Genomic DNA, 23,258 nt, shown 5'->3' on the forward strand with positions numbered 1-23,258 from the left:
ACGGCGCGACTCCGCGAGTCGATTGCGATTTCGTTAACGATCCCTCGCAATCTCGCGTCAAACCTTTTGCTCTAAGAGTTCCCTCACCTGATGCAATTCAGGGGTCAACAAAGGGGGGAATGAACATGAGCATGATTTCGCTCGCCGCAATGCCGGCCGCCGTCGAAACGCGTTTCGCCGCTTCTTCGTTCAAGACCATCTTGCTGTTCTGCTGCACGGGCCTCGTCGCCTCGTTCGGCCTGATGGCGCGCGGCATCGACCTCACCGCCAGCCTGATCTGAGAACCCGAGGAATTCCTTCGTCGAATGGCCGCCCCGACGGGCGGCCATTTTCGTTGGTGCTCCCAGCGCGGCGCTTTCGCCGTCGCCCGGCGCGGCGCCGTCGCCGTCGCCCAGTGCCCTCGCTCAGTGCGGCGCCTTCGCCGTGGCTTCCGGAAACATCGAATCGATCATCGCCTTGAGCTGATCGATCGCAATCGGCTTGCGCAGGATCGGCCTGCGGCGGAGCAACGACGGCAGCAGTTCCGGTCCGTAGCCGGTGGCGAACAGAAACGGCTTTCCGCGGCGCTCGATCAGGTCGGCGACGGGATCGACGTAGAGTCCCATGAGGTTGATGTCGAGGATGGCGAGATCGTATTGCGCGGTCATGGCAAAGGCACTCGCGTCCCGGACATTGTCCGCTTCCGCGACGACATGGTGGCCGAGCTCCTCCACCATGTCAGCCATCATCATCCGGATCAACGCCTCGTCTTCGACCAGGAAAACGGAGAGTCTGTCCGCCATATCAACCCCGCAGTCAGCTTGCGAAGCTAACCATACCCGAATTACGGAGAGGATTCACGAATTCGTGGCGGGCGCCGTTAATTCGGACGCCGGCGATCCGATTCAACTTGATTAATCCAACCCGCGCTCGTGGCTGAGGCGCACCATCTCCTGGATGAAGACCTGCCTCTGCTTGTCGTCGAGGCTCGAATAGAGCGGTTCGGCGGCATCGGCCACATTGCGCTGGTCGGCGGCCCGATCGATCAGGAACTGCGCCTCGTTGCGCATCTGCTCGATGATGTCGTCGGGCGGATCCCGCTTGGCGCGCGCAACCCGGAGGTTGAGCCGCTCTGCACCATTATGTCCAAGGTAGTGCATGGCGCTGGAGAACCCGTACCAGTGCTTCTCCTGATCAGGGGTGAGATTCAGCTCGGTCTTGATCCGCTCGATATAGGAATCGCTGTTGGCGACGATCTGCTCGGCGCTCTGCTGCGGCGCGCCGCTCTGGGTGAGGACCGTGACATCCTTGTTGTCCTGAGGCGCATTCTTGGCTTCCTTGCTCGCCTTGGCACCCTTGCCCGCCTTGGCGCCCTTGGCATCCTTGTCCTTGCCGGCGCCCTGCTGCTGCTTGGCGTCCTTGTTGGCGTCCTTGCTTGCGTCCTTGGCCGCCGGCGCTTGATTGCCATTGTTGCCGACACCGAGCACGCCGGTGAAAACGCCGACCACGCCGCCGATCGCACCGCCGAGCACGCCACCGACCGGACCCGCCGCCTTGTTCCCGGCTGCCGCCCCCTCCTGAACGCCTTTGACCAATCCTTGAGCGTTCGCGACCGCGGCTGCGCCGAGCAGCAGCGCGAGCACGGACCCCAGCGCGAGCCATCGTCGCAGGTAAAGCCGCGTTGGCGGCGCCGGGTTGATCATTCTCGTCTCCATCGTCGAACTGATTGGCCTGTCCGGGTGGAAGCCACCCGCCGGTTGCAACACTATCGTTTCCGCCGCTTCGAGGTCCAGACGCAGCCAATTGCTGTCCACGCCCGAAAAGTCTTTCGCGCGAAGCGGTTATGCAGGCTTATTCGAAACTGCGGCGTAATTGCGCACGGATCGTCCCAGGCCGGTTCGCGTTACGTGTGCGTCGCAAAAGGAGCAGCCGCGGCTCACCTCCGGCGCGTGGCACCAGAGGCGCTGCCGCGCTTTCGGGCACAACGTTAGTTCTAGACGATGGCCATTCGGGCTTTCTCGACAGACGCGATCAATCATGATCTGATCGCGCTACCAATTTGCCGCGCTTCGCGTGACTTGCGATCGAAGCTGACGGCACCAACGAGAAACGTTCGACAAGAATTCCAACAAGAAACGCCAACAAGAAAATCAGGAGCAAAACTCGGAAGAGTTTAAGAGGAAACGCTAGAACAATAAAACACCAAGCGAGGAAACGAGATGTCACGCAAGAAGCTCACGCGGCGACAATTTGTTGCCGCAACTGCCATGTCCTCCGCAGCCTTGATCACCGCGCCCTACGTGCGCGGCGCCTACGCCGCCGGCAAGCTCTCGATCGGCTTCTGGGACCACTGGGTACCCGGCGCCAACGACAGCTCCAGGGCTCTGGTCAACGAATGGGCCGCGAAGGAAAAGGTCGAAGTCTCGATCGACTACATCACCAGCAACAACAAGAAGATCGAGCTGACCGTTGCCGCCGAAGCGCAGGCCAAATCCGGTCATGACATTCTTCAGATGTACACCTGGTGGCCGCATGCTTATGCCGAGCAGCTAGAACCGGTGAATGACGTCGTGGAGCCGGCGATCAAGCAGAACGGTGAAGTGAACGGCACCGTGAAATATCTCGGACAGGCGGCCGGCAAATGGCTTGCCGTCCCCGCCACCCCCGGGAGCCAGATCAAGGGGCCCTGCACCCGCATTGATCTGATGAAGAAGTACGCGGGTATCGATATTCAGGAATTGTACCCCGCGGGCGCACCGCCGAAAGCGGACAGCTGGAACATGGAGACCTTCCTCAAGGCCGCCGAAGCTTGTCAGAAAGGCGGCTTCGCCTTCGGCATCGGCCTTGGCGAAACCACCGACAGTGTCGACACGGCGGGTGCGATCTTCCAGTCGTTCGGCGCCGAACTCGTCAACGCCAAGGGCGAGCCCACGGTGAAGACCGATCAGGTCCGTCAGGCGCTCGAATATTACAAGAAGCTGATCGCCTTCCTGCCACCGGACGCACCATCCTGGGATGACGCCTCGAACAACAAATGGCTGATCTCCGGCCGGGGCGCCCTCATCATGAATCCGCCAAGCGCCTGGGCGGTGGCCAAGCGCGACGCACCGCAGGTCGCCGAACAATGCTGGACGCACGGCTTCCCGTCCGGCCCGAAAGGCCGCTTTGCGCCCTATCTGCCGTACTACTGGGGCCTCTGGAACTTCTCCAAGAACAAGGAAGCGGCCAAGAGCCTGCTCACCCATTTGTCGCAGGCGTCGTCGATCGAGAAGTTCGTCTCTGCCAGCGGTGGCTACGACCTGCCCGCCTATGCGAACATGACGATGTTGAAGACGTGGGCCGAGGTAGAGCCGCCGAAAGGAACCCTCTATCACTATCCCAACCCCCACAATCATCAGACGCTGTCGATTGCGGCCTCTCCTGCACCGCCAAAGATCGCCCAGCAGATCTACGCACAGGCGATCCTGACCAAGATGGCGCTCCGCTTTGCGCAGGGAGAGAAGATGGAGACCACGCTCGCCTGGGCCGAGGGCGAGTGCGAAGGCTTCATGCGAACCTGAACCGGGATGTGCAACGGCGGTTCACGCCTCCGGCGTGAGCCGCCAGCACAATCCGCCGTTCGATGTTGATCCGATGAAGCCGACCGAGCGGCCGGCTTCGCGAACAGACATTCTGCAAGGAAGGTTCGGTCATGGCCGATGTCGTCGTTCAGCACGCTCGCGCCGCTCGCACAACGAGCGCACGCAAGGGAGGGAGCCTGCACAATGCGTTGAAGCGGAAGTCGACAGTGGCGTTTTTCCTGACGCTGCCGCTGATCCTGCTGATCGCACTGTTCGTGCTCTACCCTGCACTGTTCTCGATTCACCTCGCGACGCTGAACAAGTCGATGCAGAAATTCGTCGGCTTCGGCAACTTCACCTTCTTGTTCAAGCGCGAGACGTTCTGGATGGTGGTGAAGCAGTCCTGCATTTTCGCGGTCAGCGCCGTGTTCTTCAAGGCGCTGATCGGCTTCATCGTCGCGCATTTCGTGCACAACATTCCGGCCAAGGGTCAGCGCAAATGGCGCGGCATGCTGCTGGTGCCCTGGGTGATCCCACCGGCGATGAGCACGCTGGCCTGGCTGTGGCTGTTCGACCCCTCCTACAGTGCGTTCAACTACACACTCTCCTTGTTCGGCATCGGCCCCATCAACTGGCTCGGCGATGCCGCGTGGGCGCGCTTTTCCGTCATTCTCGTCAACGTCTGGTACGGCGCACCGTTCTTCCTGATCATGTATCTGGCGGCGCTGAAATCGGTGCCGGACCAGCTCTACGAGGCCGCCGCGATCGACGGTGCCAACTGGTGGCAGAAGATCTGGTTCATCACCCTTCCGATGATGCGCAACATCATCGCCATCACCACCCTGTTCTCGCTGATCGTCACCTTCGCCAATTTCGACATCGTACGCATCCTGACCTCGGGCGGGCCGCTCGACCAGACCCAGATCTTCGCGACCTACGCGTTCCGGGTCGGCATCGAGAGTAACGACATTCCGCTCGGCGCCAGTGTCTCCCTGTTCATGGTCCCCATTCTCGCCGTCGCAGCGATCTTCATCCTGCGCGACGTCAACAAACGTGGGAACGAGTCGTGATGAGCACGCTTGCAATCGACAAGGGCGGTCCGCGGCGCAAGGTCAAATATGGCAGCATGAGCCGCGACCGCGCCTGGGCGCTGCGCTGGTCCTATTTCTTCCTGGTGCTGTTCGCGATCTTCTTTCTGACGCCGCCGCTCTACATGGTGATCACCTCGCTCAAGAGCAGCGCGGAGATCTCGGCGGCGACCAATCCCTGGTGGGTATTCCACCCAACGCTGGCGAACTATGTCGAACTCCTGACGTCGAACCAATTCCTGCGGTTCTTCTGGAATTCGTCTATCGTGTCCCTGGTGGTCGTGGTCGTCACGATGCTGATCAGCATACCTGCGGCCTTTGCGCTGGCGCGGATGAAGTTCTGGGGCTCGACGACGCTCGCCACCGGCGTATTCCTGACCTACCTGGTCCCGGACAGCCTCCTCTTCATCCCGCTGTTCAAGATGCTGGCGCTGGTCCAGGACATCACCGGCATCACGCTGCTGAACCGCTGGTACGTGCTGCTGTTCATCTATCCGACACTGACGGTGCCGTTCTGCACCTGGATCATGATCGGCTATTTCGCCTCGATCCCGAAGGAGCTCGATGAGGCTGCGATCATCGACGGCGCCTCCTGGCTCCAGACCCTGACGCGGATCTTCATCCCCGTCGCCCTGCCCGGCCTGATCGCCGCGACCATCTTCGCCTTCACGGTATCCTGGGCGCAGTTCCTCTATCCCCTGGTGTTCACGACGTCGATCGATCAGCTCGTGCTGCCGGTCGGCATCACCACCACGCTGATCAAGGGCGATGTCTTCAACTGGGGGCAGATCATGACCGGCGCACTGCTCGGCGCAGCCCCGCCGCTGATCATCTATGCCTTCCTGATGGACTACTACATTGCCGGCCTGACCGCCGGCGCGACAAAGGGTTGATGTCTCATGGCTGACGTTGCATTGCGGAAGGTCGTCAAGCGTTACGATGATGTCGAAGCCGTGCGCGGCATCGACCTTGATATCGCCGACCATGAGTTCATCGTGCTGGTGGGGCCCTCGGGCTGCGGCAAGTCGACGACGCTACGCATGATCGCAGGTCTCGAGGACATCAGCGACGGCGACATCATGATCGGCGGCGACGTCGTCAACGACGTGCCGCCGAAGGACCGCGACATCGCGATGGTGTTCCAGAACTACGCGCTGTACCCGCACATGACGGTCGCCGAGAACATGTCGTTCGGGCTGCGCCTGAAGCACTATCCCAAGGCCGAGATCAAGGCGCGGGTGACGGAAGCCGCACGGCTCCTCGACATCACCGACCTGATCGACCGCAAGCCGAAGCAGCTCTCCGGCGGCCAGCGCCAGCGCGTCGCGATGGGGCGCGCCATCGTGCGCAATCCCAAGGTCTTCCTGTTCGACGAGCCGCTGTCCAACCTCGACGCCAAGCTGCGCGTGCAGATGCGCATCGAGATCAAGAAGGTGCACCAGAAGGTGCGCACCACGACGGTCTACGTCACCCACGACCAGGTCGAGGCGATGACGCTGGCCGACCGCGTGGTGGTGATGAACAAGGGGCGGATCGAGCAGATCGGCACGCCGAACGAGCTCTACCACAAGCCGGCGACACGCTTCGTCGCGGGCTTCATCGGCTCGCCGGCGATGAACTTCATCCCGTGCCGGCTGGAGGACGTCGGCGGCACGCTCCAGATCCGCCTCGCCGATCGCATCGCCTTTGCGCTGCCGGCGGCCCGCGCCGCGCGCTACAACGCGCTGCCGCGCACCGACAAACTGCTGCTCGGCCTCCGGCCCGAGCACCTCACCGAGGCGCATGCGCATCTGGGGCCGGGCGTCGAGACCTTCGACACCGTGCTCGACGTCACCGAGCCGATGGGGATGGAGACCCTGGTCTATTTCGGGCTCGAGGGCACGCCGGTCTGCGGCCGCGTCGATCCCAATGCCGGCGCCAAGGACGGGGCACCCATGCGTTTGGCGATGGACCTCAACAATATGCACCTGCTAAACGAAGACACCGGCGTCGTGCTGTGACGCCGGCCTAAGAAACGCGAGCAGGCAGGGAGCGATGGCGACCAACAAGAAGAAGATTTTCGTTACACAAACTTTGTCGCAAGGGGCCCGCGCCCTCCTCACCCAGCGAGACGATATCGAGCTCATCGAATTTGCGAACCTGATCTCGGCGAAGGATTTCGAGGCACTGTTGAAGAGCCATGCCCCGGTTCATGGCGTGGCGCTCGGCGCCACCGCTTTCGGCGAGACCGAGCTCGAGGCATCCCGGGACATGAAGGTGGTGACCCGCATCGGCGTCGGCTACGACGCCGTCGACGTCCCCGCCCTGTCCCGCCGCAAGGTGCCGCTGATGGTCGCGGGCAGCGCCAACTCGCCCTCGGTCGCCGAGCAGGCGCTCTTCATGATGCTGACGCTGGCAAAACGCGCGCAGGAGATGCATTCCTGCGTCAAGGACGGCAAATGGGCCGACCGGCTCGGCATGCTGCCGTTCGATCTCTACGGCAAGACCGTGCTGATCATCGGCTTCGGCCGCATCGGCAGCCGCACCGCCAAGCGCTGCCTGGCGATGGAAATGAAGGTGCAGGTCTTCGATCCCTACAAGCCCGCCGCCGAGGTCAAGGCCGCCGGCTGCGAACCCGTCGCCGATCTCGACGCCGCGTTGCCCCATGCCGACTTCGTCACCATCCATTGTCCGAAGACGCCGGAAACGGTCGGCCTGTTCGACGCGGCCCGGATCGGCCGGATGAAGCCGAAATCCTATCTCATCAACACCGCACGGGGCGGCATCGTGAAGGAAGCGGCGCTGTACGACGCGCTCACGTCCGGAAAGCTCGCCGGCGCCGGCATCGACGTGTTCGAGGTGGAGCCGCCGCCGGTCAGCAATGCGCTGTTCGCGCTGCCCAACGTCATCATGGCCCCGCATGTCGCGGGCGTCACGGTCGAGTCGGTGAGCCGCATGAGCGAGCAGACGGCACGCAACATCCTGAGCGTGCTGGACGGCGATCCCATCCGGCAGAACATCATCAATCAGGACGTGCTGGGCTAAGCAAACCGCAGGGCGGGCGGCTAAAGCGCGATGAATCGTCATCGCGCTTTGGATTATCGTTTGAGCATGATCTTTTCGGAAAAACCGCCGCGCACTTTTCCGGATCGTGCGTTAGTCCGCCCGCCTTCGGAACGCCAGAATGCGTCCCATTTTGGTGCAGATCGAGCCCCAACTCAGCCTTAATCAAACCCGCGTAATAAGCCGAGCCGCGGCGGCAGTGGGACAAACTTGCCGGCCGCGTCGAGCTGGAGGATGGACCCTTGTCAGAAATCGACCCGACCGACCACGCGCTGGCGACCATCGCCAGCATCCTGGAGAACCCCGAGCCCGTTCTCGTCGTCCGCGACGCCGAAACGGAAACGGCGGCCGGCGAGGAGGATTCGGTCGTCGACGAGCAACCGGTTGCCGATGAGCATCCGGTGGTCGAGGAGCAGCCGCTGGTGCCGGAGCACACCGATGCCGACGGCTACAGCAAGGTCGGTCCTGGGCCGATGGTTGCGATCCGCCTCAAATGGACGGTCCATCGCGGCGATGACGACCAGTTCTACGTCCACGAGACCATCGGCGAGCAGTCCGCGCCCGTGGTCAGCGGCCCAATGACGAGCGAAGCCGCGGTGCATTTCGTCGACGCGCACGAGCACGAGGCACACCGACGCTTCGAAGAGCTGCGCAGCGAGATCGCCGGCCGTAGCTCACTCGCCGAGTTCGAGCGCAAGGGCGAAGCCTAAAGCCCGATCTAGCGCTCGCGCGGGCCGAGAAAATCCCGCTTCACGAGCTCGACGCCTGCATGCCGCAACAGGTCGTAGGCCGTCGTGACGTGAAAGAAGAACTGCGGCACGCTGAACGTCAGCAGCAGCGTCCGCCCGGTGAAGGGCAGCTCGGTCCCGTTCTTCAGCCTGAAGAAGACGTTCAGCTCCGCCGCCGCGTCGATCTCGGCCCGCGGCAGGCCCTCGATGAACTCAATTGACGTTGCGATACGCGCCTGAAGCCCGGCCATGTCGTGCTCCAGCGCCGGCAGCGCCACCGGCTCGCGCTGCGCCAGCAAGGCCGGAGCGACCGTGGCGTGACGGCAGGCCTCGCCGACCTGCTGCGCCAGATCGTACATATTCGGCGCCATCCGCATGCCGAGCAGGACCGCCGGGTTGAACTTGCGGGTCTCGGCGTAGGCCACACCCTTGTCCAGCAGCGCGGACAGGTTGCGCAAGTACGGAACGAAGAGGCCGACCGAGGCCTCGTACATCGAGATCGTCACTTCAAAATTCCTCCCAATTCCGGCTCGCCAGCGACTGGCATCTGGTCTAAATCCACGTTCGAAGAGCTGCACAATGACAGCTCGGGCTTGGGTGGAGAAGAGATGACCGTTCGATTCCTGTCGGCTTTGGCTGTGGCGTTGCTGGTGAACCTTTCGGCCCATGCGCAGCAGCCGGCGCCCTCGCGCCTCGACGAGATCGTCAAGCGCGGCACACTGCGCGTCGGCATGACCGGCGACTACAAGCCCTTCACCTATCTGGACAAGGCCACGCAGCAGTTCAGCGGCTTCGACGTCGACATGGCGGAGGCACTCGGCAAGGCGCTCGGCGTCAAGGTCGAATTCGTGCCGACGGCCTGGCCGAAGCTGATGAAGGACTTCGAGGCCGACCAGTTCGACATCGCCATGGGCGGCGTCTCGGTGACGCTCGACCGGCAGAAGAAGGGCTTCTTCTCGATGCCGATCATGCGCGAGGGCAAGACCCCAATCGCGCGCTGCGCCGACGTCGGCAAGTACCAGACACTCCCTGATATCGACAAGAAGGGCACCCGCGTCATCGTCAATCCCGGCGGCACCAACGAGCGCTTTGCGCGTGCCAACATCAAGGACGCCGACATCACCGTCTTCCCCGACAATACCGTGATCTTCGACGAGATCGCCAAGGGCAATGCCGATTTGATGATGACCGACGCTTCCGAGACGCGCTACCAGCAGAAGCAGCATGCCGGCGTGCTCTGCGCAGTGCATCCGGAAAAACCGTTCGACTTCTCCGAGAAGGCCTATTGGCTCCAGCGCGACATGGCGCTGAAGGCCTTCGTCGACCAGTGGCTGCACATTTCCATGGAGGACGGCAGCTACAGGAAGATCTACGCCGCCTGGTTCGACTAGAGCGTTTTCGAGCGAAGCGGGTAGCGGTTCGCGGCAAGAAAACGCGTCAATACTGCAATCTAGAGACCGTCCCGATTTCAGCGGAACGGGTCTCCAGATCGCGTCCTCCTGTCGCTGCTTCGGCCAAATTGTGGACGGGTTCCGGGCGCATTGAACCCGAACCTGCCGGAGCACGACTCATACGGATGAAAGTGATCTAGATCACTTTTTGCGATCGAACCGGCGCGTAAGCGTTGGTACGGGGACCAGCTGTTCAGGAGACGGAAATGAGGAAGCTGTTGGCCACGGCCGCATTCCTTTTGGCGAGCACCGCTGCGCAAGCGCAGTACACTTTCGAATATGGCGGCCGCACCATCCGCATCGACCCCGACCGGGGCACGGTGTCGATCCCCGGCGTCTACGACAACACCGGCCAGGGCAAGGCCAAGAAGGCCAAGAAGAACGAGACAAGTCCGGGCCAGCAGGCGCCGCAAGAGGCCAAGGCCGATCCGCAAGCTCCGGCTGCTCCTGTGCCGGCCCCTGCTCCCGTTGCAGCGCCGTCCGCAGCCACAGCGCCGGCGCCCGTTGCGCCGCCCCCACCGGCTCCGCCGCCGACCACCACCGCCAACACCGCGCCGGCCGACACGGCTGTGTCGCCACCGCCCGCACCGCCTCCAGCTCCTGCCCCGGTCGAGCAGCAGGCGGCTCCCGCCGTGACGCCCCCGCCGGCTCCGACCGTGGCTGCCGCCCCCCCGGTGCCACCTCCGCCACCTGCGCCGGCGCCTGCCCCCGCACCCGTTCAGTCCGCCGCTGTCGCGCCACCGGCTCCCGCAGCCGCACTGACGCGCGACCTCAATTCGCCGCTCGGCATCTGGCTCACCGAGGAAAGGGAAGGCAAGGTTCGCATCGAGCAATGCGGCACCAATCTCTGCGGCTATTCGGTCGACAGCAAGTCGAACCAGAACGGCGAGCAGGTCCTCATCAACATGAAGCCCGGCAAGGACCAGAACAAGGATCAGAAATGGTCCGGCCGCATCCTCGACCCCAACACCGGCTCGACCTACGATTCGACGATCGCCATGAAGGGCACTGATCGCCTGCGCGTGCAGGGCTGCGCCTTCGGCGGCATGTTCTGCGGCGGCCAGACCTGGACGCGGGTGAACTGAGTTCGGCTTCGACACTCTGACGGAGACAAGGGGCCCGTGATCCGGGCCCCTTTGCTTTTTTGCCCGCGATGTCATTGCGGGGTGCGCCACCTCACAGAGCCTGTAGCAGGCGTGACAGCCCTCACATCGCCGGCTCCGCAGCCCGTGCGACGATCCCCGCATGGTCAACCCCAGGGGCGTATCATGAACGGATTTCGCAAAGGTCTCTTCGCCGTCATTGTCGCCATCGCCGTCCCGCTCGCGCAGGCAGGCGCAGCGACAAGCACGTTCGACGGCACATGGAATGTCCGTATCTCGTCATCGAGCGAGACCTGCGGCAACGGCGCGACCGTCGCGATCGGCATCAACAACGGTCAGATCGCTTCGAGCAGCGCTGCGGTGTCTGCATCCGGCCGCGTCGCCGATGCCGGCAGCATCAACGTCACCTTGAGCACCGGCATCAAGCGTGCAGTCGGCTTCGGCCGGCTGAGCGGCACGTCCGGCTCCGGCACCTGGCGCGGGGCCCTGTGCACGGGCACGTGGACGGCGGAAAGAATGTAGGGTTTCGTGTCCCGGACAAGCAGCGACGCCATAAGCGCGTACACGCGCGTCTTCGACACGCTATGGCGTTGCTGCGCAGAGCCGGGACCCAGCGTCGTTCGTCGCTAAGCAGCTCTGGGCCCGGCTTGGCGACGCATCGCCATCGGGCGATGCGTCTTGTCCGGGGCACGAGAACTAACCTACCGCGGCTCCATACTCCGCGTCGGTGACCGGCTCCAGCCAGGTCGAGTAGACGCCGTCGAGCGCTTCCTGCATGGCGATATGGCACATGCCGTTGGTCGGCGATGCGCCGTGCCAGTGCAACTCGCCCGGCGGAATCCAGACAGTGTCGCCCGGGCGGATCTCTCTGACCGGGCCGCCCTTGGTCTGCACGCGCCCGACGCCGGAGATGACGTAGAGCGTCTGCCCGAGCGGATGGTGATGCCAGTTGGTGCGTGCACCGGGCTCGAACGCGACGCGCGAGCAGTTCAGCCGTGCCGGCGCGGGCGCCATGATCACGGGATCCTGCCACACGGTGCCGGTGAAGTTTTCCTTGGGCGCGCGGCGGGTCGGCCGCGTGCCTGCGACGGTGATCTCCATGGGGTCCTCGCTTCTGTTACTTCTTGCTGGCGGCGTAGCGCGCCTTGGTCTCGGCGTTCATGGGATAGAGGCCCGGCAGCACCGCGCCGTTGTTCACCTCGTTGACGATCCAGGCTTCCATCCGCTCCTGTTCGACGCCCTCATTGAGCACGTGATCGAGCATCGCCTGCGGGATCAGCACGCAGCCGTCCTGGTCGGCGACGACGATATCGTTCGGAAACACCGCGACGCCGCCGCAGCCGATCGGCTCGCCCCAGCCGACGAAGGTCAGGCCCGCCACCGACGGCGGCGCAGCATAGCCATCGCACCAGACCGGAAGATTGGTGCCGAGCACGCCCTCGACGTCACGCACGACGCCGTCGGTGACGAGCGCAGTGACGCCGCGCTTCATCATGCGCGCGCAGAGGATGTCGCCGAAGATGCCGGCGTCAGTAATGCCCATGGCATCGACCACGGCGATGCAGCCCTCCGGCATTGCCTCGATCGCGGTGCGGGTCGAGATCGGCGACGACCAGGATTCCGGCGTCGCCAGATCCTCGCGCGCCGGCACGAAGCGCAGCGTGAAGGCCGGTCCCACCAGCCGCGGCAGGCCTGGGCGCAGCGGGCGCGCGCCGCGCATCCACACATTGCGCAGGCCCTTCTTCAGCAGGACCGTGGTGATGGTGGCAGTGGTGATGCCGGCGAGGGTCTTGCGGGCTTCGGGGGACAGCGACATGGACGAGAACGAGCTCCGGATGGGCGGGAAAGAACGCGCGCATCTTGCGAGCCGCGCGCTTTCCGTCAAGGGCCAAGAACGCAGGGCCGCAGGGCGGTTATGCGACGCGATAACAAGGCTTTATCGTTTCCCCTTGCATTAATTTATTGGACTTGCGGACGCATTTACGCGAAGCAGGGACCAGCGGAACTCAAGGCAGAGCCCGCGTTTCCCGAGAAGCCCGATTTCGACAGCTCATGGCCGCGACGCTTCCCCCGCCCCGCCTTTTGCCCAGTGGCGACAGCGCCGTCACGGTCGAGTTCAGCCGCACCATCGACGATGCCGCCAACCAGCGCGTGCTGGCACTCGACAAGGCACTCGCAGCAAGCCCCATCGACGGCATCACCGAGACCGTGCCGACCTATCGCTCGCTGCTGGTGCATTACGATCCCGGCAGGATCAGCTTCGACGCGCTCGGCGAAAAGATCCTCCCGATCGCCACCCAGCCGCTGCCACCGGTCATCAAGGCCCGCCGCTGGCGCATCCCCGTCGCCTATGGCGGCGAACATGGCATCGACCTCGAGGATGTCGCCAAGGCGCTGAACACAACGCCTGACGACATCGTCGCCCGGCATGCTGCCGCCGACTACAAGGTTGCCATGATCGGCTTCACGCCGGGCTGGTCCTATCTCAGCGGCCTGGACAAATCCCTGCACATGTCGCGACGGCAGAACCCACGGCTGCTGACACCGGCCGGCACGATCTCGATCGGCGGCATCCAGGCTGGCATCCAGTGCCTGGCCGCCCCGAGCGGCTGGCACCTGCTCGGCCGCACGCCTGTCAGAACCTATCAGCTCCACCGCAATCCGACCTTCCTGACCGAACCCGGTGATCGCGTGACGTTTTTCGCCATCGACCACAAGACGTTCGAAGAACAGGACCGCGCCGCCGAGGCCGGCGAGATCATCGCCGAGGAGGTGGTCGCATGAGCCGGCTCATCGTCGCCAGCATCGGGCCTGCAAGCTCCGTCCAGGACGGCGGACGGCTCGGCGCGCAGCGCTACGGCTTGACCGTGAGCGGGGCGATGGACCGGCTGGCACTCGCGGCAGCAAACACGCTTGTCGGCAACGAGCCGCTCGCGGCCGCCGTCGAGATCGGCCCGTTCGGCGCCACCTTCACCGCCCGTGACGGCGCCGTGCGCGTGGCGATCGCCGGCGCGCCGCGCAATGCCGACGTCGCGGGGCGACCGGTCGCGATGGACACATCGGTGACGCTGAAGGACGGCGAAACGCTGACGCTGGGCTTTGCCCGCGGCGGCGCCTTCACTTATCTCGCGATCGAAGGCGGGATCAAAGGCGAGCCGGTGTTCGGCAGCCTCGCAGTCAATGCCCGCGCCGGCCTCGGCAGCCCCTACCCGCGCCCGCTCCAGGCCGGCGATGAGTTCAGCGTCGATGCCGCAACCGGTGCGCCGGAGCTGCGCATCGAGCTGCCGAAGCCAGCGAGCGGTCCGATCCGCGTCGTGCTGGGCCCGCAGGACGACGAATTCGACGACGCCAACAAGGCGCTGTTCCTGGACAGCGAGTGGAAGATCTCGGCGACCTCCGACCGCATGGGCTACCGGCTCGAAGGCCCCGCGATCAAGCATCTGCACGGCCACAACATCGTCTCCGACGGCACCGTCAACGGCAGCATTCAGGTGCCCGGCAACGGCGCGCCGATCGCGCTGATGATGGACCGCGGCACCTCGGGCGGCTACCCGAAGATCGCCACCGTGATCACCGCCGATGTCGGCCGTCTGGCGCAGACCTCGGCGGGAACCGCGTTCCGCTTCAAGGCTGTCAGCATGGCGGAGGCGCAGGACGAGGCGCGCAAATTTGCGCAAGCCATCCGCAGCCTGCCCGATCGCCTGCGCTCCGCCGACACCGTCGCGCTCAACATCGAGGCGCTCAGCGATGCCAACGTCGCGGGCTATGCGGTCAGCGCCATGGACGCTGGAACGTGGCAGGTCACGGCGGAGCCGTAACGACAAGACGACCAGAGGCGGAGAGCAACCATGAAGACGATCGATCTCAATTGCGACCTCGGCGAAGGTTTTGGCGCGTGGGAGATGGGCAACGACGCCGCGATGATCGAGCTGGCAAGCTCGGTCAACGTCGCCTGCGGCTTCCATGCCGGCGATCCCGACATCATGCGCCGGACGGTCGAGCTGGCGAAAGCGCGCGGCGTCTCGGTCGGCGCGCACCCTGGATATCGCGACCTGCACGGCTTCGGCCGGCACCCGATCGCGGGCCTGAAGGCGTCCGAGATCGAGAACCTCGTCGCCTACCAGATCGGCGCGTTGCAGGCGATCGCGACCGCGGCCGGCCACAAGGTCACGCATGTGAAGGCGCATGGCGCGCTGTCCAACGTCGCCTGCGAAGACGACATGACGGCCAAGGCGATCGCCGCCGGCATCAAGGCGGTCGATCCCAGCCTGATCTTCGTCGTGCTCGCCAATTCGAAGCTGGTGAAGGCCGGCGAAGCGGCCAATCTGCCGATCGTGCACGAGGTGTTCGCCGATCGCGCCTATGAGGACGACGGCAACCTCGTCTCGCGCAAGAAGCCCGGCGCGGTGCTGCACGATGCCAAGGCGATTGCCGAGCGCGTCGTGCGCATGGTGCAGGACGGCGCGGTGGTCTCGGTCACCGGCAAGGTCATCAAGATGCGCACGGATACGGTGTGCATCCACGGCGACACGCACGGCGCGGTCGAGATCGCGCGGACCTTGCGTCAGGCCTTGAAGGATGCGGGGATCGAAGTGGCGCCGTTCAAGCGCGGGGCGTGAGGCAGACTCAGCGCCGTAGGGTGGGTTAGCGAAGCGTAACCCACCATGCTTCAGCGAATGCGGGACGAAGTTGGTGGGTTACGCCTTCGGCTAACCCACCCTACGAAGCCGTCAGAACGGGTGCACCGAGAGCGTGCCGAACACGATCGCGGCGATGACCGCGAAGGCGCTGTACAGCCCGACATGGTGCATGCTCGCCCCGGTCCGACGCGAGAGCGAGCGCGCGTAGAAGTGCAGCCTGGCTTCCGCAGATAGTTCGCGCATGGTGGATCTCCAACGCCCCATTGGTGGGAGTATGAAGGATCAACCCTGGCGGGAGGCAAGATGGCGGCGGAAATAGCGATGGCGGTTCTCTGAAGGCGCCCCGTCGCAGGCGCAAATTCTCTTCACCCGGGGGTTCCGAGAATCTTATTCGTTAAGATCCGAGCCAGTTGGAACCGGCCCGGATGACGGTGGGATGACAGCCGGACTCAAGGCCCTGGACCCGGTCCAAACAAAAACGTCGAAAACAACCCCATGCACAGTAGAGCCGCGCTTTCGGTAGAACGCCCGGCGCTTGCGCCGCCGGGGCGATTCAGGCCGATCTTGTCGCGGCTTAGTAGACGTCAGCCTGGAAGCGGCCGGTCTTCTTGAGCTCGGCGACAAAACTGACGGCTTCGTCGGTCGAACGTGCCCCGAACTGGGCGACGATGTCGACCAACGCACGCTCGACGTCCTTGGCCATGCGCTTGGCATCGCCGCAGATGTAGAGATGCGCGCCCTCGGCGAGCCAGGTCCACAATTCGCGACCGACCTCGCGCATGCGATCCTGCACGTAAAACTTCTTGTCGCCGTCGCGCGACCAGGCCAGCGACAAACGCGTCAGTTGACCCGACGTCTTCATCGCGTTGAGCTCTTCCTGGTAGAAGAAGTCGCAATCGCTGCGCTGGTGGCCGAAGAACAGCCAGTTCTTGCCGGGTGCGCCGGTCGCCTTGCGGTCGAGCAGGAAGGCGCGGAACGGCGCGATGCCGGTGCCGGGGCCGATCATGATGACCGGCGTCTTCGGATCCTGCGGCAGACCGAAACCGTGCGCCTTCTGCACATAGACCTTGAGCTTCTCGCCCTCAGCGATGCGCTCGCCGAGGAAGGTCGAGGCAACGCCGATCCGCTTGCGCTTGCCAATCACGTAGCGCACGGAATCGACCGTCAGCGACAGTTTTCCCGGCGTCGCATTGTGCGAGGACGAGATCGAGTAGAGCCGCGGCTGGAGCGGCTCCAGCGCCTCGACGAAGGCTTCGGGATGCGGCCGGATGCCGGAAAACTTCTGGAGCGCCGCCATCACGTCGAGGGTGGCAGCATCGCCATCGGGATCCTCGCCCTGCGCCAGCGCCCGCGCCTTCTCGCGCTGCGCGCCGCCGGTGATGAAGGAGATCAGCTCGAACAGCGAGTCCGGCGCCGGCGACAGCGAAACGTCGTCGATCAGCACCTCGCGCAATGTCTTGCCGTTCACCTTGGTGGTGTGGGAGGCGCCGAGCAGCGCGATGATCTGGTCGACAAGGCCGACATCGTTGCGCGCGAACACGCCAAAGCTGTCGCCGACGATATAGTCGAGCTTGCTCGCGGAAAGATCGAACTCGACGTGATAGGTCTCCTTCTCCGACTTCCCCTTGTTGAGGAGACGCCGCGACAGGAAGGTCGCCTCGGTCGGGTTGTCGCGCGAGCGGCCGGGCTCAGAGATCGTCACGGTCACGGCGGGCGCTGCCACAGAATCCGCTTTTTCGGGCGCTTTCGCCGCCGGCGCCTTGTCCAGCTCCTCGTAGAGCGACTTCAGCATTCGCGCGGTTTCCTTGCCGCCGGGAACGCACAGGTTGAGCCGCGCTTCGCTGCGGCCCGCGATCGCCTCCGAATAGTCGTGGCAATTGTAGCCGCACTGGCCGCAATCCTGCTGCGCCATCGCCGCCATCATCTTGCGGCGGACGGGACGGCCTTCCGCAAGCTTCATCCGATCGCCGATCGGCATGGTCTGGTCGTGCCATGGCGCTTCGCCATCGTCGCCGTCGCCAGCTTGCATCACGGCGGCGCCCTGCTCCGCCGACAAGGGCGTCGCCACATCAGGCGACAGCAGCCCGGCAAAGAAACCGTTCAGCCAGGAGCGCTGCGCGTCGGAGAACGGCGCGCTGGCGGGAATGATATCGAGTTTCGGCGGAGGGGTGATCTGGTTCATGCGGACACCTGTGCATCGGCAAGCTTGCGCAGCGTCTCGCCGTCATGGCGGCGCGCAAAGGCGAGGAAGGTTTCGTCGGGCGAGGCGCGATGGGCGATATAGGCCTTGAGCAGCGCTTCGACCGTCTTCGGCGCGTCCTCGGCCTTGAGGTCGTGATAGACCTCTTGCCCGACGTCGGCATCGGGGCCGAACCCGCCGCCGGTGAAGAGGTGATAGCCCTCGACCGTGTCCTCCTCGTTGACCGGCACCCGCGCCCCGATCAGGCCGATGTCGCTGATGTAGTGCTGCGCGCAGGAATGGTGGCAGCCGGTGACGTGGATGTTGACGGGCTTGTCCATGTCGACGCGCGGCTCGCACCAGTCGCCGATCTCGGCGGCGTGGCGCTTGGTGTTGGAGGCGGCGAAGCGGCAGCCGGCATTGCCGGTGCAGGCGATCAGGCCGGCGCGGATATGCGAGGCCTCGACCGCGAGCCCGATCTGCCTGATCGCGGCAATCGCGAGCTCGACGTTCTCGTCGCGCACGCCCGGGATCAGCAGGTTCTGCCAGACCGTCAGGCGGACCTCCCCGTCTCCGAGGTCGCGCGCGACCTTGGCGAGGCCCCGCATCTGGTCGCAGGTGAGCTTGCCGAGCGTCAGCGACACGCCGATCCAGTTGAGGCCGTCCTGCTTCTGCTTGTGCACGCCGATATGCGCCATCCGGTCCGCCGCAGGCCGCGGCGCAAACGCCTCTTCCGGCACGCGTGCGAACGGCGTCTTGAGTCGCTCCTCGACGAGCTTCAGGAAGCCGTCATGGCCCATGGCGTCGAGCACGTATTTCAGCCGCGCCTTGTTGCGGTTGGTGCGGTCGCCATGATCGATGAACACGCGCACGATGGCGTCGGCGACCGCCGTCGCCTGCTCCGGCTTGACGATGATGCCGGAGTACTTTGCGAAGTCCTTGTGTCCGGTGATGCCGCCGAGGCCGAGGCGAAACCAGACGCCGGGCTCGACGCCGAAACCGTCCTTCACCTCGAACGCCGTGAAGGCGATGTCGTTGGTTTCCTCCAGCACCGCGATCCTGCCGGCACCGTCGAAGGCCACGTTGAACTTGCGCGGCAGGCCGTAGAGCGAGCGGTCGTTGAGGATGTGGTAGTGCCACTCGCGCGCAAATGGCCGCGTGTCGATCAGCTCCTGCGGATCGATGCCGGCGGTCGGCGTTCCCGTCACGTTGCGGATGTTGTCGGCGCCGGAGCCGCGCGAGCACAGGCCGAGGTCCTGGATGCCCTCGATCAGTTTTATAGCGTGCTTCGGTGGGATCTCACGAAGCTGGAGGTTGGCGCGCGTCGTGACATGGCTGTAGGGACCGCAGAGATCGTCGGCGAGATCGGCAAGGCCCGAGAGCTGCCAGTGCTTCATGATGCCGTTCGGGATGCGCAGGCGGCACATGTAGGAGTCCTGCGTCGGCGCAACGTAGAAGATGCCGTAATAGCGCCAGCGGAAATTGTCCGCCGGGCTCGGCGGCGCATTGTCGAGCGCCTGCTGGCGCAGCCGCGGATAGGCATCGAACGGATGCTCGTCGCGCTTGAACTTCTCCTGGTCGGCGAGCTTCTTGCCCGAGGCGATGACCTTGTCCTGCGCCTTGATGTGGACGGCGTCCGGACCGGTCGGCTCGGCATTCGCCTTGCCGGAGCCACCACCAAGACCGCGACCGACCCGGCTGATCTGCAGACCGGTCGTGAAGCCTTCGAGATAGCGCTTCTGCTCGTCGGTAAAGTCGACTGAGACTGTTTCGAGTTTCATGGTCAGTAACGAAGCTCCTGCGGCCACCGGGGTGGTATCGACGGAAAATTGCGCGACCCGCGAGGCACTCGGCTGGCTCAAGAGCCTGCTCTGCACCCAACGGTCCGATCAGCTTCGTTGCTGCGGGACTCGGCTCAGCAGGCGTCTGTGACAAGCTGGCCGCAGTGCAACATACAAGTTGCGTGCCAGCTTCTTCGAAATGAGAATTGCTTTAGTTTCAGACAATTAGGAGTGCCCCCGGGAACTCCCGGGCGGGGAACTCCCTCGAAATTCGAGCAGCCAGCCCAAAATTTAGACGAGGAACCAAGGTGCCCAAAAACGATGCAGGCCCGAATCAGGCCTTCCAGCGCCCGACTTCGAAGGCCTCGAGATGCCCCCTGATATTGTCGGGATCGAACACGGGGCCGGCGAATGCCCCGAACGCCGCGGGAGCCTCACTGGGCGCCCGGCTGCCCAAGGCCGCATCATAAAGATCCGGCCTGAACACGGCCATTGCCGTCTTGACGCCATCCGGGGTCAGCGGCGTCTGCCCCCAGCGCACCATCTGCGCGTAGAGCCAGGCGGCCTGGACCGGATCGGGGCGCCCTGCCCCTTCGCGTCCGACCAGCAGGTAACGGCCGCTTTCGCGGAAGGTGCCGTCGGGCGAGATCTTCAGCCGTCCCGTGAGCGTGCGCTGGATCACCTCGGCATCGACGCCGATCCGCTCCGGCTGCGCCAGGATACGCGCCGCCTCGATGCGGTTCTCCGGATGCTCGATGAACGCGGCGCCCTTCACCGCCGCGCGTACCAGCGCTGCGACCACATCCGGATTCTTGTCGACCCAGACCTGACGGACCGCCAGCACCTTTTCCGCGGCGCGCACCAGGATGTCGGAAACAAAATGCAGGATGTGGCCGATGCCGAGATCGACCGCTACCGAATTCCAGGGCGCGCCGACGCAGAACGCATCGACATGGCCGCTCTTGAGGCTGTCCACCATGTAGGGCGGCGGCAGCACCACCAGCCGCACGTCCTCGTCGGGATCGACGCCGGCCGCCGCCATCCAGAACCGCAACTGATAATTGTGGGTCGAGAACGGAAAGGTCATGCCGAAGGTCAGCGGATCCGCGCCAGCCTTGCGCCGCCGGGCAACCACCCGCGCCAGCGCCTTCGCCGTGACGAGCGGATCGAAGCGGTCGCCGTCGATCTCCTCCATCAGCGCGGCATGGAGCGCCGGCGACACCGTGATCGCGTTGCCGTTGATGCCGAGATTGAAAGGTGCGGCGATCGGCACCTTGACGTGGCCGAGCCCGAGCGAGGACGCGATCGCCACGGGCGCGAGCAGATGGGCAGCGTCGAACAGGCCGATATTGAGCTTGTCGCGGACGTTGGACCAGGAGACCTCGCGCACCAGTTCGACGTCGAGGCCTTCGGCGGCGGTAAAGCCCTTGTCGACGGCGACGATCAGCGCGGCGGCATCGACCAGCGGAATGAACCCGATGCGGAGCGGTCCGGTCATTTCAGCATCTCCGACGCGGTGATGATCGACTGGGCGATCTCGCCGATTTTCTTCTTCTCGCGCATCGCGGTGGAGCGCAGCAGCACATAGGCCTCGTCCTCGGTGAGGCCCTTCACCTTCATCAAGATGCCCTTGGCGCGCTCGATGATCTTGCGGTCCTCGAGCTGCGACTTGGTGCGCTCGAGTTCCTCCTGGAGCTTGGCGAAAGCGTTGAAGCGGGACACGCAGAGGTCGAGGATCGGCTTGATGCGCTCCTTCTTCAGCCCGTCAACGATGTAGGCGGATACCCCCGCCTCGACCGAGGCCTGGATCGAGGCCGAGTCGCTCTGGTCCACGAACATCGCGATCGGCCGCTTCACGGCGCGGCTGACCTGGAACATCGCCTCCAGCACGTCGCGGCTGGGGTTTTCCAGATCGATCAGGATGATGTCGGGGTCGACCGCATAAATACGGGCCAGCAGGCTCTGCATCTCGCGGATATGGGCGACCTGCGTGAATCCGGCCTCCCGCAACCCCTCCTCGAGGATCGCGGCCCGGATGGGGCTTTCGTCGACGATCACGATTTTGGGCGACTGTTCGGCGCTCATGGCTCACTCACGACAGGCGATTCATCCATAGCACGCCGGAACGCCCTGCAAAGGGTTGTAATTGACCGCATTTAGGACTAGCTCCTGCCGATCAATCAGGCAGATATCAAGAGATATGCAACAGACGGCTGCGCCCAAGGTCAGCTTCGTGTCGCTCGGGTGTCCCAAGGCATTGGTGGATTCCGAGCGCATTATCACGCGCCTGCGCGCGGAGGGCTACGAGCTCGCCCGCAAGCATGACGGGGCCGACATCGTCATCGTTAACACCTGTGGCTTCCTCGACAGCGCCAAGCAGGAATCGCTCTCGGCGATCGGCGAGGCCATGGCCGAGAACGGCAAGGTGATCGTAACCGGTTGCATGGGCGCGGAACCCGAGCAGATCGAGCAGGCCTATCCCGGCGTGCTCTCCATCACCGGCCCGCAGCAATATGAGAGCGTGCTGGACGCGGTCCACCGCGCGCTGCCGCCCGCCCACAATCCGCATCTCGATCTGGTGCCGCCGCAGGGCATCAAGCTGACGCCGCGGCACTACGCCTATTTGAAGATCTCCGAGGGCTGCAACAACCGCTGCACCTTCTGCATCATCCCGAAGCTGCGCGGCGATCTGGTCTCGCGCCCGGCCAACGACGTGCTGCGCGAGGCTGAACGTCTGGTCGGCGCCGGCGTCAAGGAGCTGCTGGTGATCTCGCAGGACACCTCGGCCTATGGCGTCGATCTGAAATACGCCGAGAGCCCGTGGAAGGACCGCCAGGTCCGCGCCAGATTCCTCGACCTCGCGCGCGAGCTCGGCGAGCTCGGCGCCTGGGTCCGGCTGCAATATGTCTACCCCTACCCGCATGTCGACGAGGTCATCGCGCTGATGAACGAGGGCAAGGTGCTGCCCTATCTCGACATCCCGTTCCAGCACGCGAGCCCCGAGGTGCTGAAAACAATGAAGCGCCCGGCAGCGCAGGACAAGACGCTGGCGCGGATCAAGCGCTGGCGCGAGGAGTGCCCGGACCTCGCCCTGCGCTCGACCTTCATCGTCGGCTTCCCCGGCGAAACCGACGCGGACTTCGCCTATCTGCTCGACTGGCTGGATGAAGCCGAGATCGATCGCCTCGGCTGCTTCAAGTACGAGCCGGTCGCCGGCGCGACGTCGAATGCGATCGCCAATCCGGTACCGGAAGAGGTCAAGCAGGAGCGCTACAACGCGCTGATGGCGCGCCAGCAGAAGATCTCCGCGCGCCGGCTGAAGCGCAAGGTCGGCACGCGCCAGCAGATCATCATCGACGAGGTCGGCCCGACCGTCGCCAAGGGGCGCTCCAAGGCCGATGCGCCCGAGATCGACGGCGCCGTCTATTTGTCGAGCCGCCGCCCCTTGCGTGTCGGCGAGATCGTCACGGCGAAGATCGAGCGCGCCGACCAATACGACCTGCACGGCAGCGTTGCGGGGTTTTGACGCACTGACGACAGCGACTTCCACATCATCACCGTCATCCTGAGGTGCTTGCTCTGCGGCGCAATCGCGCCGTAGAGCGAGCCTCGAAGGACGACGGCCCAGCTGCATCCCGGCCGCTCATCCTTCGAGGCTCCGCTCGCGATGCGTTCGCATCGCAAGCCTCGCACCTCCAGCGACGAGC

Annotated in this window: 24 protein-coding genes; 14 read left to right on the forward strand and 10 right to left on the reverse strand. The window is 64.5% G+C overall.

Features of this window, described 5'->3' with window-relative positions:
* The first annotated feature begins 125 nt into the window (after positions 1–125).
* Entirely contained in the window at positions 126–281 is a 156-nt protein-coding gene (locus A3M7_RS49500) for a hypothetical protein (protein ID WP_198033693.1), read from the forward strand.
* Between the two features lie 123 nt (positions 282–404).
* Here A3M7_RS49500 and A3M7_RS0104465 read toward each other — a convergent pair whose 3' ends face one another.
* Together A3M7_RS0104465 and A3M7_RS0104470 are read right to left on the reverse strand one after the other, a co-directional pair.
* The gene (locus A3M7_RS0104465) at positions 405–782 is read right to left on the reverse strand and encodes a response regulator (RefSeq protein WP_027542841.1); all 378 of its coding nucleotides are present in this window, start codon (positions 780–782) and stop codon (positions 405–407) included.
* A gap of 111 nt (positions 783–893) precedes the next feature.
* On the reverse strand, positions 894–1,682 hold the full coding sequence (locus tag A3M7_RS0104470; RefSeq protein WP_027542842.1) for a Spy/CpxP family protein refolding chaperone: 789 nt from the start codon (positions 1,680–1,682) through the stop codon (positions 894–896).
* 516 nt (positions 1,683–2,198) lie between these two features.
* On the opposite strand from A3M7_RS0104470, the gene A3M7_RS0104475 reads away from it, so the two are divergent.
* The 6 genes from A3M7_RS0104475 to A3M7_RS49505 all read left to right on the forward strand — a co-directional run bounded on the left by A3M7_RS0104475 (position 2,199) and on the right by A3M7_RS49505 (position 8,379).
* Positions 2,199–3,539 carry an ABC transporter substrate-binding protein gene (locus A3M7_RS0104475; protein WP_027542843.1) on the forward strand — a complete coding sequence of 447 codons (1,341 nt, stop codon included), beginning with the start codon at positions 2,199–2,201 and terminating at the stop codon, positions 3,537–3,539.
* Positions 3,540–3,670: 131 nt separating this feature from the next.
* The gene (locus A3M7_RS0104480; protein WP_027542844.1) at positions 3,671–4,609 is read left to right on the forward strand and encodes a carbohydrate ABC transporter permease; all 939 of its coding nucleotides are present in this window, start codon (positions 3,671–3,673) and stop codon (positions 4,607–4,609) included.
* Positions 4,609–5,520 carry a carbohydrate ABC transporter permease gene (locus tag A3M7_RS0104485; protein WP_027542845.1) on the forward strand — a complete coding sequence of 304 codons (912 nt, stop codon included), beginning with the start codon at positions 4,609–4,611 and terminating at the stop codon, positions 5,518–5,520. The genes A3M7_RS0104480 and A3M7_RS0104485 overlap by 1 nt, the downstream gene beginning before the upstream one ends.
* Positions 5,521–5,526: 6 nt before the next feature.
* Positions 5,527–6,627, forward strand: coding sequence for an ABC transporter ATP-binding protein (locus A3M7_RS0104490; protein ID WP_027542846.1), 1,101 nt, complete (start codon positions 5,527–5,529; stop codon positions 6,625–6,627).
* Between the two features lie 34 nt (positions 6,628–6,661).
* Positions 6,662–7,651 carry a hydroxyacid dehydrogenase gene (locus tag A3M7_RS0104495; protein WP_027542847.1) on the forward strand — a complete coding sequence of 330 codons (990 nt, stop codon included), beginning with the start codon at positions 6,662–6,664 and terminating at the stop codon, positions 7,649–7,651.
* Positions 7,652–7,911: 260 nt separating this feature from the next.
* Complete coding sequence (locus tag A3M7_RS49505) at positions 7,912–8,379, forward strand: hypothetical protein (RefSeq protein WP_027542848.1); 468 nt, start codon at positions 7,912–7,914, stop codon at positions 8,377–8,379.
* A gap of 8 nt (positions 8,380–8,387) precedes the next feature.
* Here the strand turns inward: A3M7_RS49505 and A3M7_RS0104505 are convergent, their stop codons facing one another.
* Entirely contained in the window at positions 8,388–8,891 is a 504-nt protein-coding gene (locus A3M7_RS0104505) for a DUF1993 family protein (RefSeq protein ID WP_049823202.1), read from the reverse strand.
* Positions 8,892–9,005: 114 nt separating this feature from the next.
* On the opposite strand from A3M7_RS0104505, the gene A3M7_RS0104510 reads away from it, so the two are divergent.
* The 3 genes from A3M7_RS0104510 to A3M7_RS0104520 all read left to right on the forward strand — a co-directional run bounded on the left by A3M7_RS0104510 (position 9,006) and on the right by A3M7_RS0104520 (position 11,473).
* Positions 9,006–9,788: a transporter substrate-binding domain-containing protein gene (locus A3M7_RS0104510; RefSeq protein WP_027542850.1), complete on the forward strand. Its 783-nt coding sequence runs from the start codon at positions 9,006–9,008 to the stop codon at positions 9,786–9,788.
* Between the two features lie 266 nt (positions 9,789–10,054).
* The gene (locus A3M7_RS0104515; protein WP_027542851.1) at positions 10,055–10,933 is read left to right on the forward strand and encodes a DUF2147 domain-containing protein; all 879 of its coding nucleotides are present in this window, start codon (positions 10,055–10,057) and stop codon (positions 10,931–10,933) included.
* Between the two features lie 183 nt (positions 10,934–11,116).
* On the forward strand, positions 11,117–11,473 hold the full coding sequence (locus tag A3M7_RS0104520; RefSeq protein WP_027542852.1) for a hypothetical protein: 357 nt from the start codon (positions 11,117–11,119) through the stop codon (positions 11,471–11,473).
* Between the two features lie 174 nt (positions 11,474–11,647).
* Here the strand turns inward: A3M7_RS0104520 and A3M7_RS0104525 are convergent, their stop codons facing one another.
* A complete protein-coding gene (locus tag A3M7_RS0104525; protein ID WP_027542853.1) occupies positions 11,648–12,052 on the reverse strand; it encodes a cupin domain-containing protein in 405 nt (134 codons plus the stop codon).
* Positions 12,053–12,068: 16 nt separating this feature from the next.
* Positions 12,069–12,767 (reverse strand): ribonuclease activity regulator RraA, encoded by a 699-nt coding sequence (locus tag A3M7_RS0104530; RefSeq protein ID WP_011087336.1) that lies wholly within the window; start codon positions 12,765–12,767, stop codon positions 12,069–12,071.
* 236 nt (positions 12,768–13,003) lie between these two features.
* Between A3M7_RS0104530 and pxpB the strand changes: the two genes are divergently transcribed.
* The 3 genes from pxpB to A3M7_RS0104545 are packed head-to-tail and all read left to right on the forward strand — an operon-like array spanning position 13,004 to position 15,570.
* Complete coding sequence (gene pxpB / locus A3M7_RS0104535; protein WP_027542854.1) at positions 13,004–13,735, forward strand: 5-oxoprolinase subunit PxpB; 732 nt, start codon at positions 13,004–13,006, stop codon at positions 13,733–13,735.
* On the forward strand, positions 13,732–14,769 hold the full coding sequence (locus tag A3M7_RS0104540; RefSeq protein ID WP_027542855.1) for a biotin-dependent carboxyltransferase family protein: 1,038 nt from the start codon (positions 13,732–13,734) through the stop codon (positions 14,767–14,769). The genes pxpB and A3M7_RS0104540 overlap by 4 nt, the downstream gene beginning before the upstream one ends.
* A gap of 30 nt (positions 14,770–14,799) precedes the next feature.
* Positions 14,800–15,570 (forward strand): LamB/YcsF family protein, encoded by a 771-nt coding sequence (locus A3M7_RS0104545; RefSeq protein ID WP_027542856.1) that lies wholly within the window; start codon positions 14,800–14,802, stop codon positions 15,568–15,570.
* Between the two features lie 111 nt (positions 15,571–15,681).
* Here the strand turns inward: A3M7_RS0104545 and A3M7_RS46145 are convergent, their stop codons facing one another.
* From A3M7_RS46145 to A3M7_RS0104570, 5 genes are all read right to left on the reverse strand, one after another.
* The gene (locus A3M7_RS46145; protein WP_014495196.1) at positions 15,682–15,834 is read right to left on the reverse strand and encodes a hypothetical protein; all 153 of its coding nucleotides are present in this window, start codon (positions 15,832–15,834) and stop codon (positions 15,682–15,684) included.
* A 331-nt stretch (positions 15,835–16,165) separates the two neighbouring features.
* Positions 16,166–17,773: a sulfite reductase subunit alpha gene (locus tag A3M7_RS0104555; RefSeq protein ID WP_027542857.1), complete on the reverse strand. Its 1,608-nt coding sequence runs from the start codon at positions 17,771–17,773 to the stop codon at positions 16,166–16,168.
* A complete protein-coding gene (locus tag A3M7_RS0104560) occupies positions 17,770–19,551 on the reverse strand; it encodes a NirA family protein (RefSeq protein ID WP_027542858.1) in 1,782 nt (593 codons plus the stop codon). Before A3M7_RS0104560 ends, A3M7_RS0104555 begins: the two co-directional genes overlap by 4 nt.
* A 334-nt stretch (positions 19,552–19,885) precedes the next feature.
* Positions 19,886–21,049 (reverse strand): CmpA/NrtA family ABC transporter substrate-binding protein, encoded by a 1,164-nt coding sequence (locus tag A3M7_RS0104565; RefSeq protein ID WP_027542859.1) that lies wholly within the window; start codon positions 21,047–21,049, stop codon positions 19,886–19,888.
* Positions 21,046–21,636: an ANTAR domain-containing response regulator gene (locus tag A3M7_RS0104570; protein WP_027542860.1), complete on the reverse strand. Its 591-nt coding sequence runs from the start codon at positions 21,634–21,636 to the stop codon at positions 21,046–21,048. Before A3M7_RS0104570 ends, A3M7_RS0104565 begins: the two co-directional genes overlap by 4 nt.
* Positions 21,637–21,751: 115 nt before the next feature.
* Between A3M7_RS0104570 and rimO the strand changes: the two genes are divergently transcribed.
* The gene (gene rimO, locus A3M7_RS0104575; RefSeq protein ID WP_027542861.1) at positions 21,752–23,077 is read left to right on the forward strand and encodes a 30S ribosomal protein S12 methylthiotransferase RimO; all 1,326 of its coding nucleotides are present in this window, start codon (positions 21,752–21,754) and stop codon (positions 23,075–23,077) included.
* Positions 23,078–23,258: the final 181 nt, after the last annotated feature.

It is taken from the genome of Bradyrhizobium sp. WSM2254 (assembly GCF_000472645.1).
Lineage (GTDB): Bacteria > Pseudomonadota > Alphaproteobacteria > Rhizobiales > Xanthobacteraceae > Bradyrhizobium > Bradyrhizobium niftali.

Bases quoted from the DNA above. Each gene is read 5' to 3' on its own strand.
- A3M7_RS0104525 (WP_027542853.1), bottom strand. From the start codon at position 12,052: ATGGAGATCACCGTCGCAGGCACGCGGCCGACCCGCCGCGCGCCCAAG.
- A3M7_RS0104515 (WP_027542851.1), top strand. From the start codon at position 10,055: ATGAGGAAGCTGTTGGCCACGGCCGCATTCCTTTTGGCGAGCACCGCT.
- A3M7_RS0104505 (WP_049823202.1), bottom strand. From the start codon at position 8,891: ATGTACGAGGCCTCGGTCGGCCTCTTCGTTCCGTACTTGCGCAACCTG.
- A3M7_RS46145 (WP_014495196.1), bottom strand. From the start codon at position 15,834: ATGCGCGAACTATCTGCGGAAGCCAGGCTGCACTTCTACGCGCGCTCG.
- A3M7_RS0104545 (WP_027542856.1), top strand. From the start codon at position 14,800: ATGAAGACGATCGATCTCAATTGCGACCTCGGCGAAGGTTTTGGCGCG.
- A3M7_RS0104570 (WP_027542860.1), bottom strand. From the start codon at position 21,636: ATGAGCGCCGAACAGTCGCCCAAAATCGTGATCGTCGACGAAAGCCCC.
- rimO (WP_027542861.1), top strand. From the start codon at position 21,752: ATGCAACAGACGGCTGCGCCCAAGGTCAGCTTCGTGTCGCTCGGGTGT.
- A3M7_RS0104475 (WP_027542843.1), top strand. From the start codon at position 2,199: ATGTCACGCAAGAAGCTCACGCGGCGACAATTTGTTGCCGCAACTGCC.
- A3M7_RS0104480 (WP_027542844.1), top strand. From the start codon at position 3,671: ATGGCCGATGTCGTCGTTCAGCACGCTCGCGCCGCTCGCACAACGAGC.
- A3M7_RS0104465 (WP_027542841.1), bottom strand. From the start codon at position 782: ATGGCGGACAGACTCTCCGTTTTCCTGGTCGAAGACGAGGCGTTGATC.
- A3M7_RS0104530 (WP_011087336.1), bottom strand. From the start codon at position 12,767: ATGTCGCTGTCCCCCGAAGCCCGCAAGACCCTCGCCGGCATCACCACT.
- A3M7_RS0104540 (WP_027542855.1), top strand. From the start codon at position 13,732: ATGAGCCGGCTCATCGTCGCCAGCATCGGGCCTGCAAGCTCCGTCCAG.
- A3M7_RS0104560 (WP_027542858.1), bottom strand. From the start codon at position 19,551: ATGAAACTCGAAACAGTCTCAGTCGACTTTACCGACGAGCAGAAGCGC.
- A3M7_RS0104565 (WP_027542859.1), bottom strand. From the start codon at position 21,049: ATGACCGGACCGCTCCGCATCGGGTTCATTCCGCTGGTCGATGCCGCC.
- A3M7_RS0104555 (WP_027542857.1), bottom strand. From the start codon at position 17,773: ATGAACCAGATCACCCCTCCGCCGAAACTCGATATCATTCCCGCCAGC.
- A3M7_RS49500 (WP_198033693.1), top strand. From the start codon at position 126: ATGAGCATGATTTCGCTCGCCGCAATGCCGGCCGCCGTCGAAACGCGT.
- A3M7_RS0104510 (WP_027542850.1), top strand. From the start codon at position 9,006: ATGACCGTTCGATTCCTGTCGGCTTTGGCTGTGGCGTTGCTGGTGAAC.
- pxpB (WP_027542854.1), top strand. From the start codon at position 13,004: ATGGCCGCGACGCTTCCCCCGCCCCGCCTTTTGCCCAGTGGCGACAGC.
- A3M7_RS0104485 (WP_027542845.1), top strand. From the start codon at position 4,609: ATGAGCACGCTTGCAATCGACAAGGGCGGTCCGCGGCGCAAGGTCAAA.
- A3M7_RS0104495 (WP_027542847.1), top strand. From the start codon at position 6,662: ATGGCGACCAACAAGAAGAAGATTTTCGTTACACAAACTTTGTCGCAA.
- A3M7_RS0104520 (WP_027542852.1), top strand. From the start codon at position 11,117: ATGAACGGATTTCGCAAAGGTCTCTTCGCCGTCATTGTCGCCATCGCC.
- A3M7_RS0104470 (WP_027542842.1), bottom strand. From the start codon at position 1,682: ATGATCAACCCGGCGCCGCCAACGCGGCTTTACCTGCGACGATGGCTC.
- A3M7_RS0104490 (WP_027542846.1), top strand. From the start codon at position 5,527: ATGGCTGACGTTGCATTGCGGAAGGTCGTCAAGCGTTACGATGATGTC.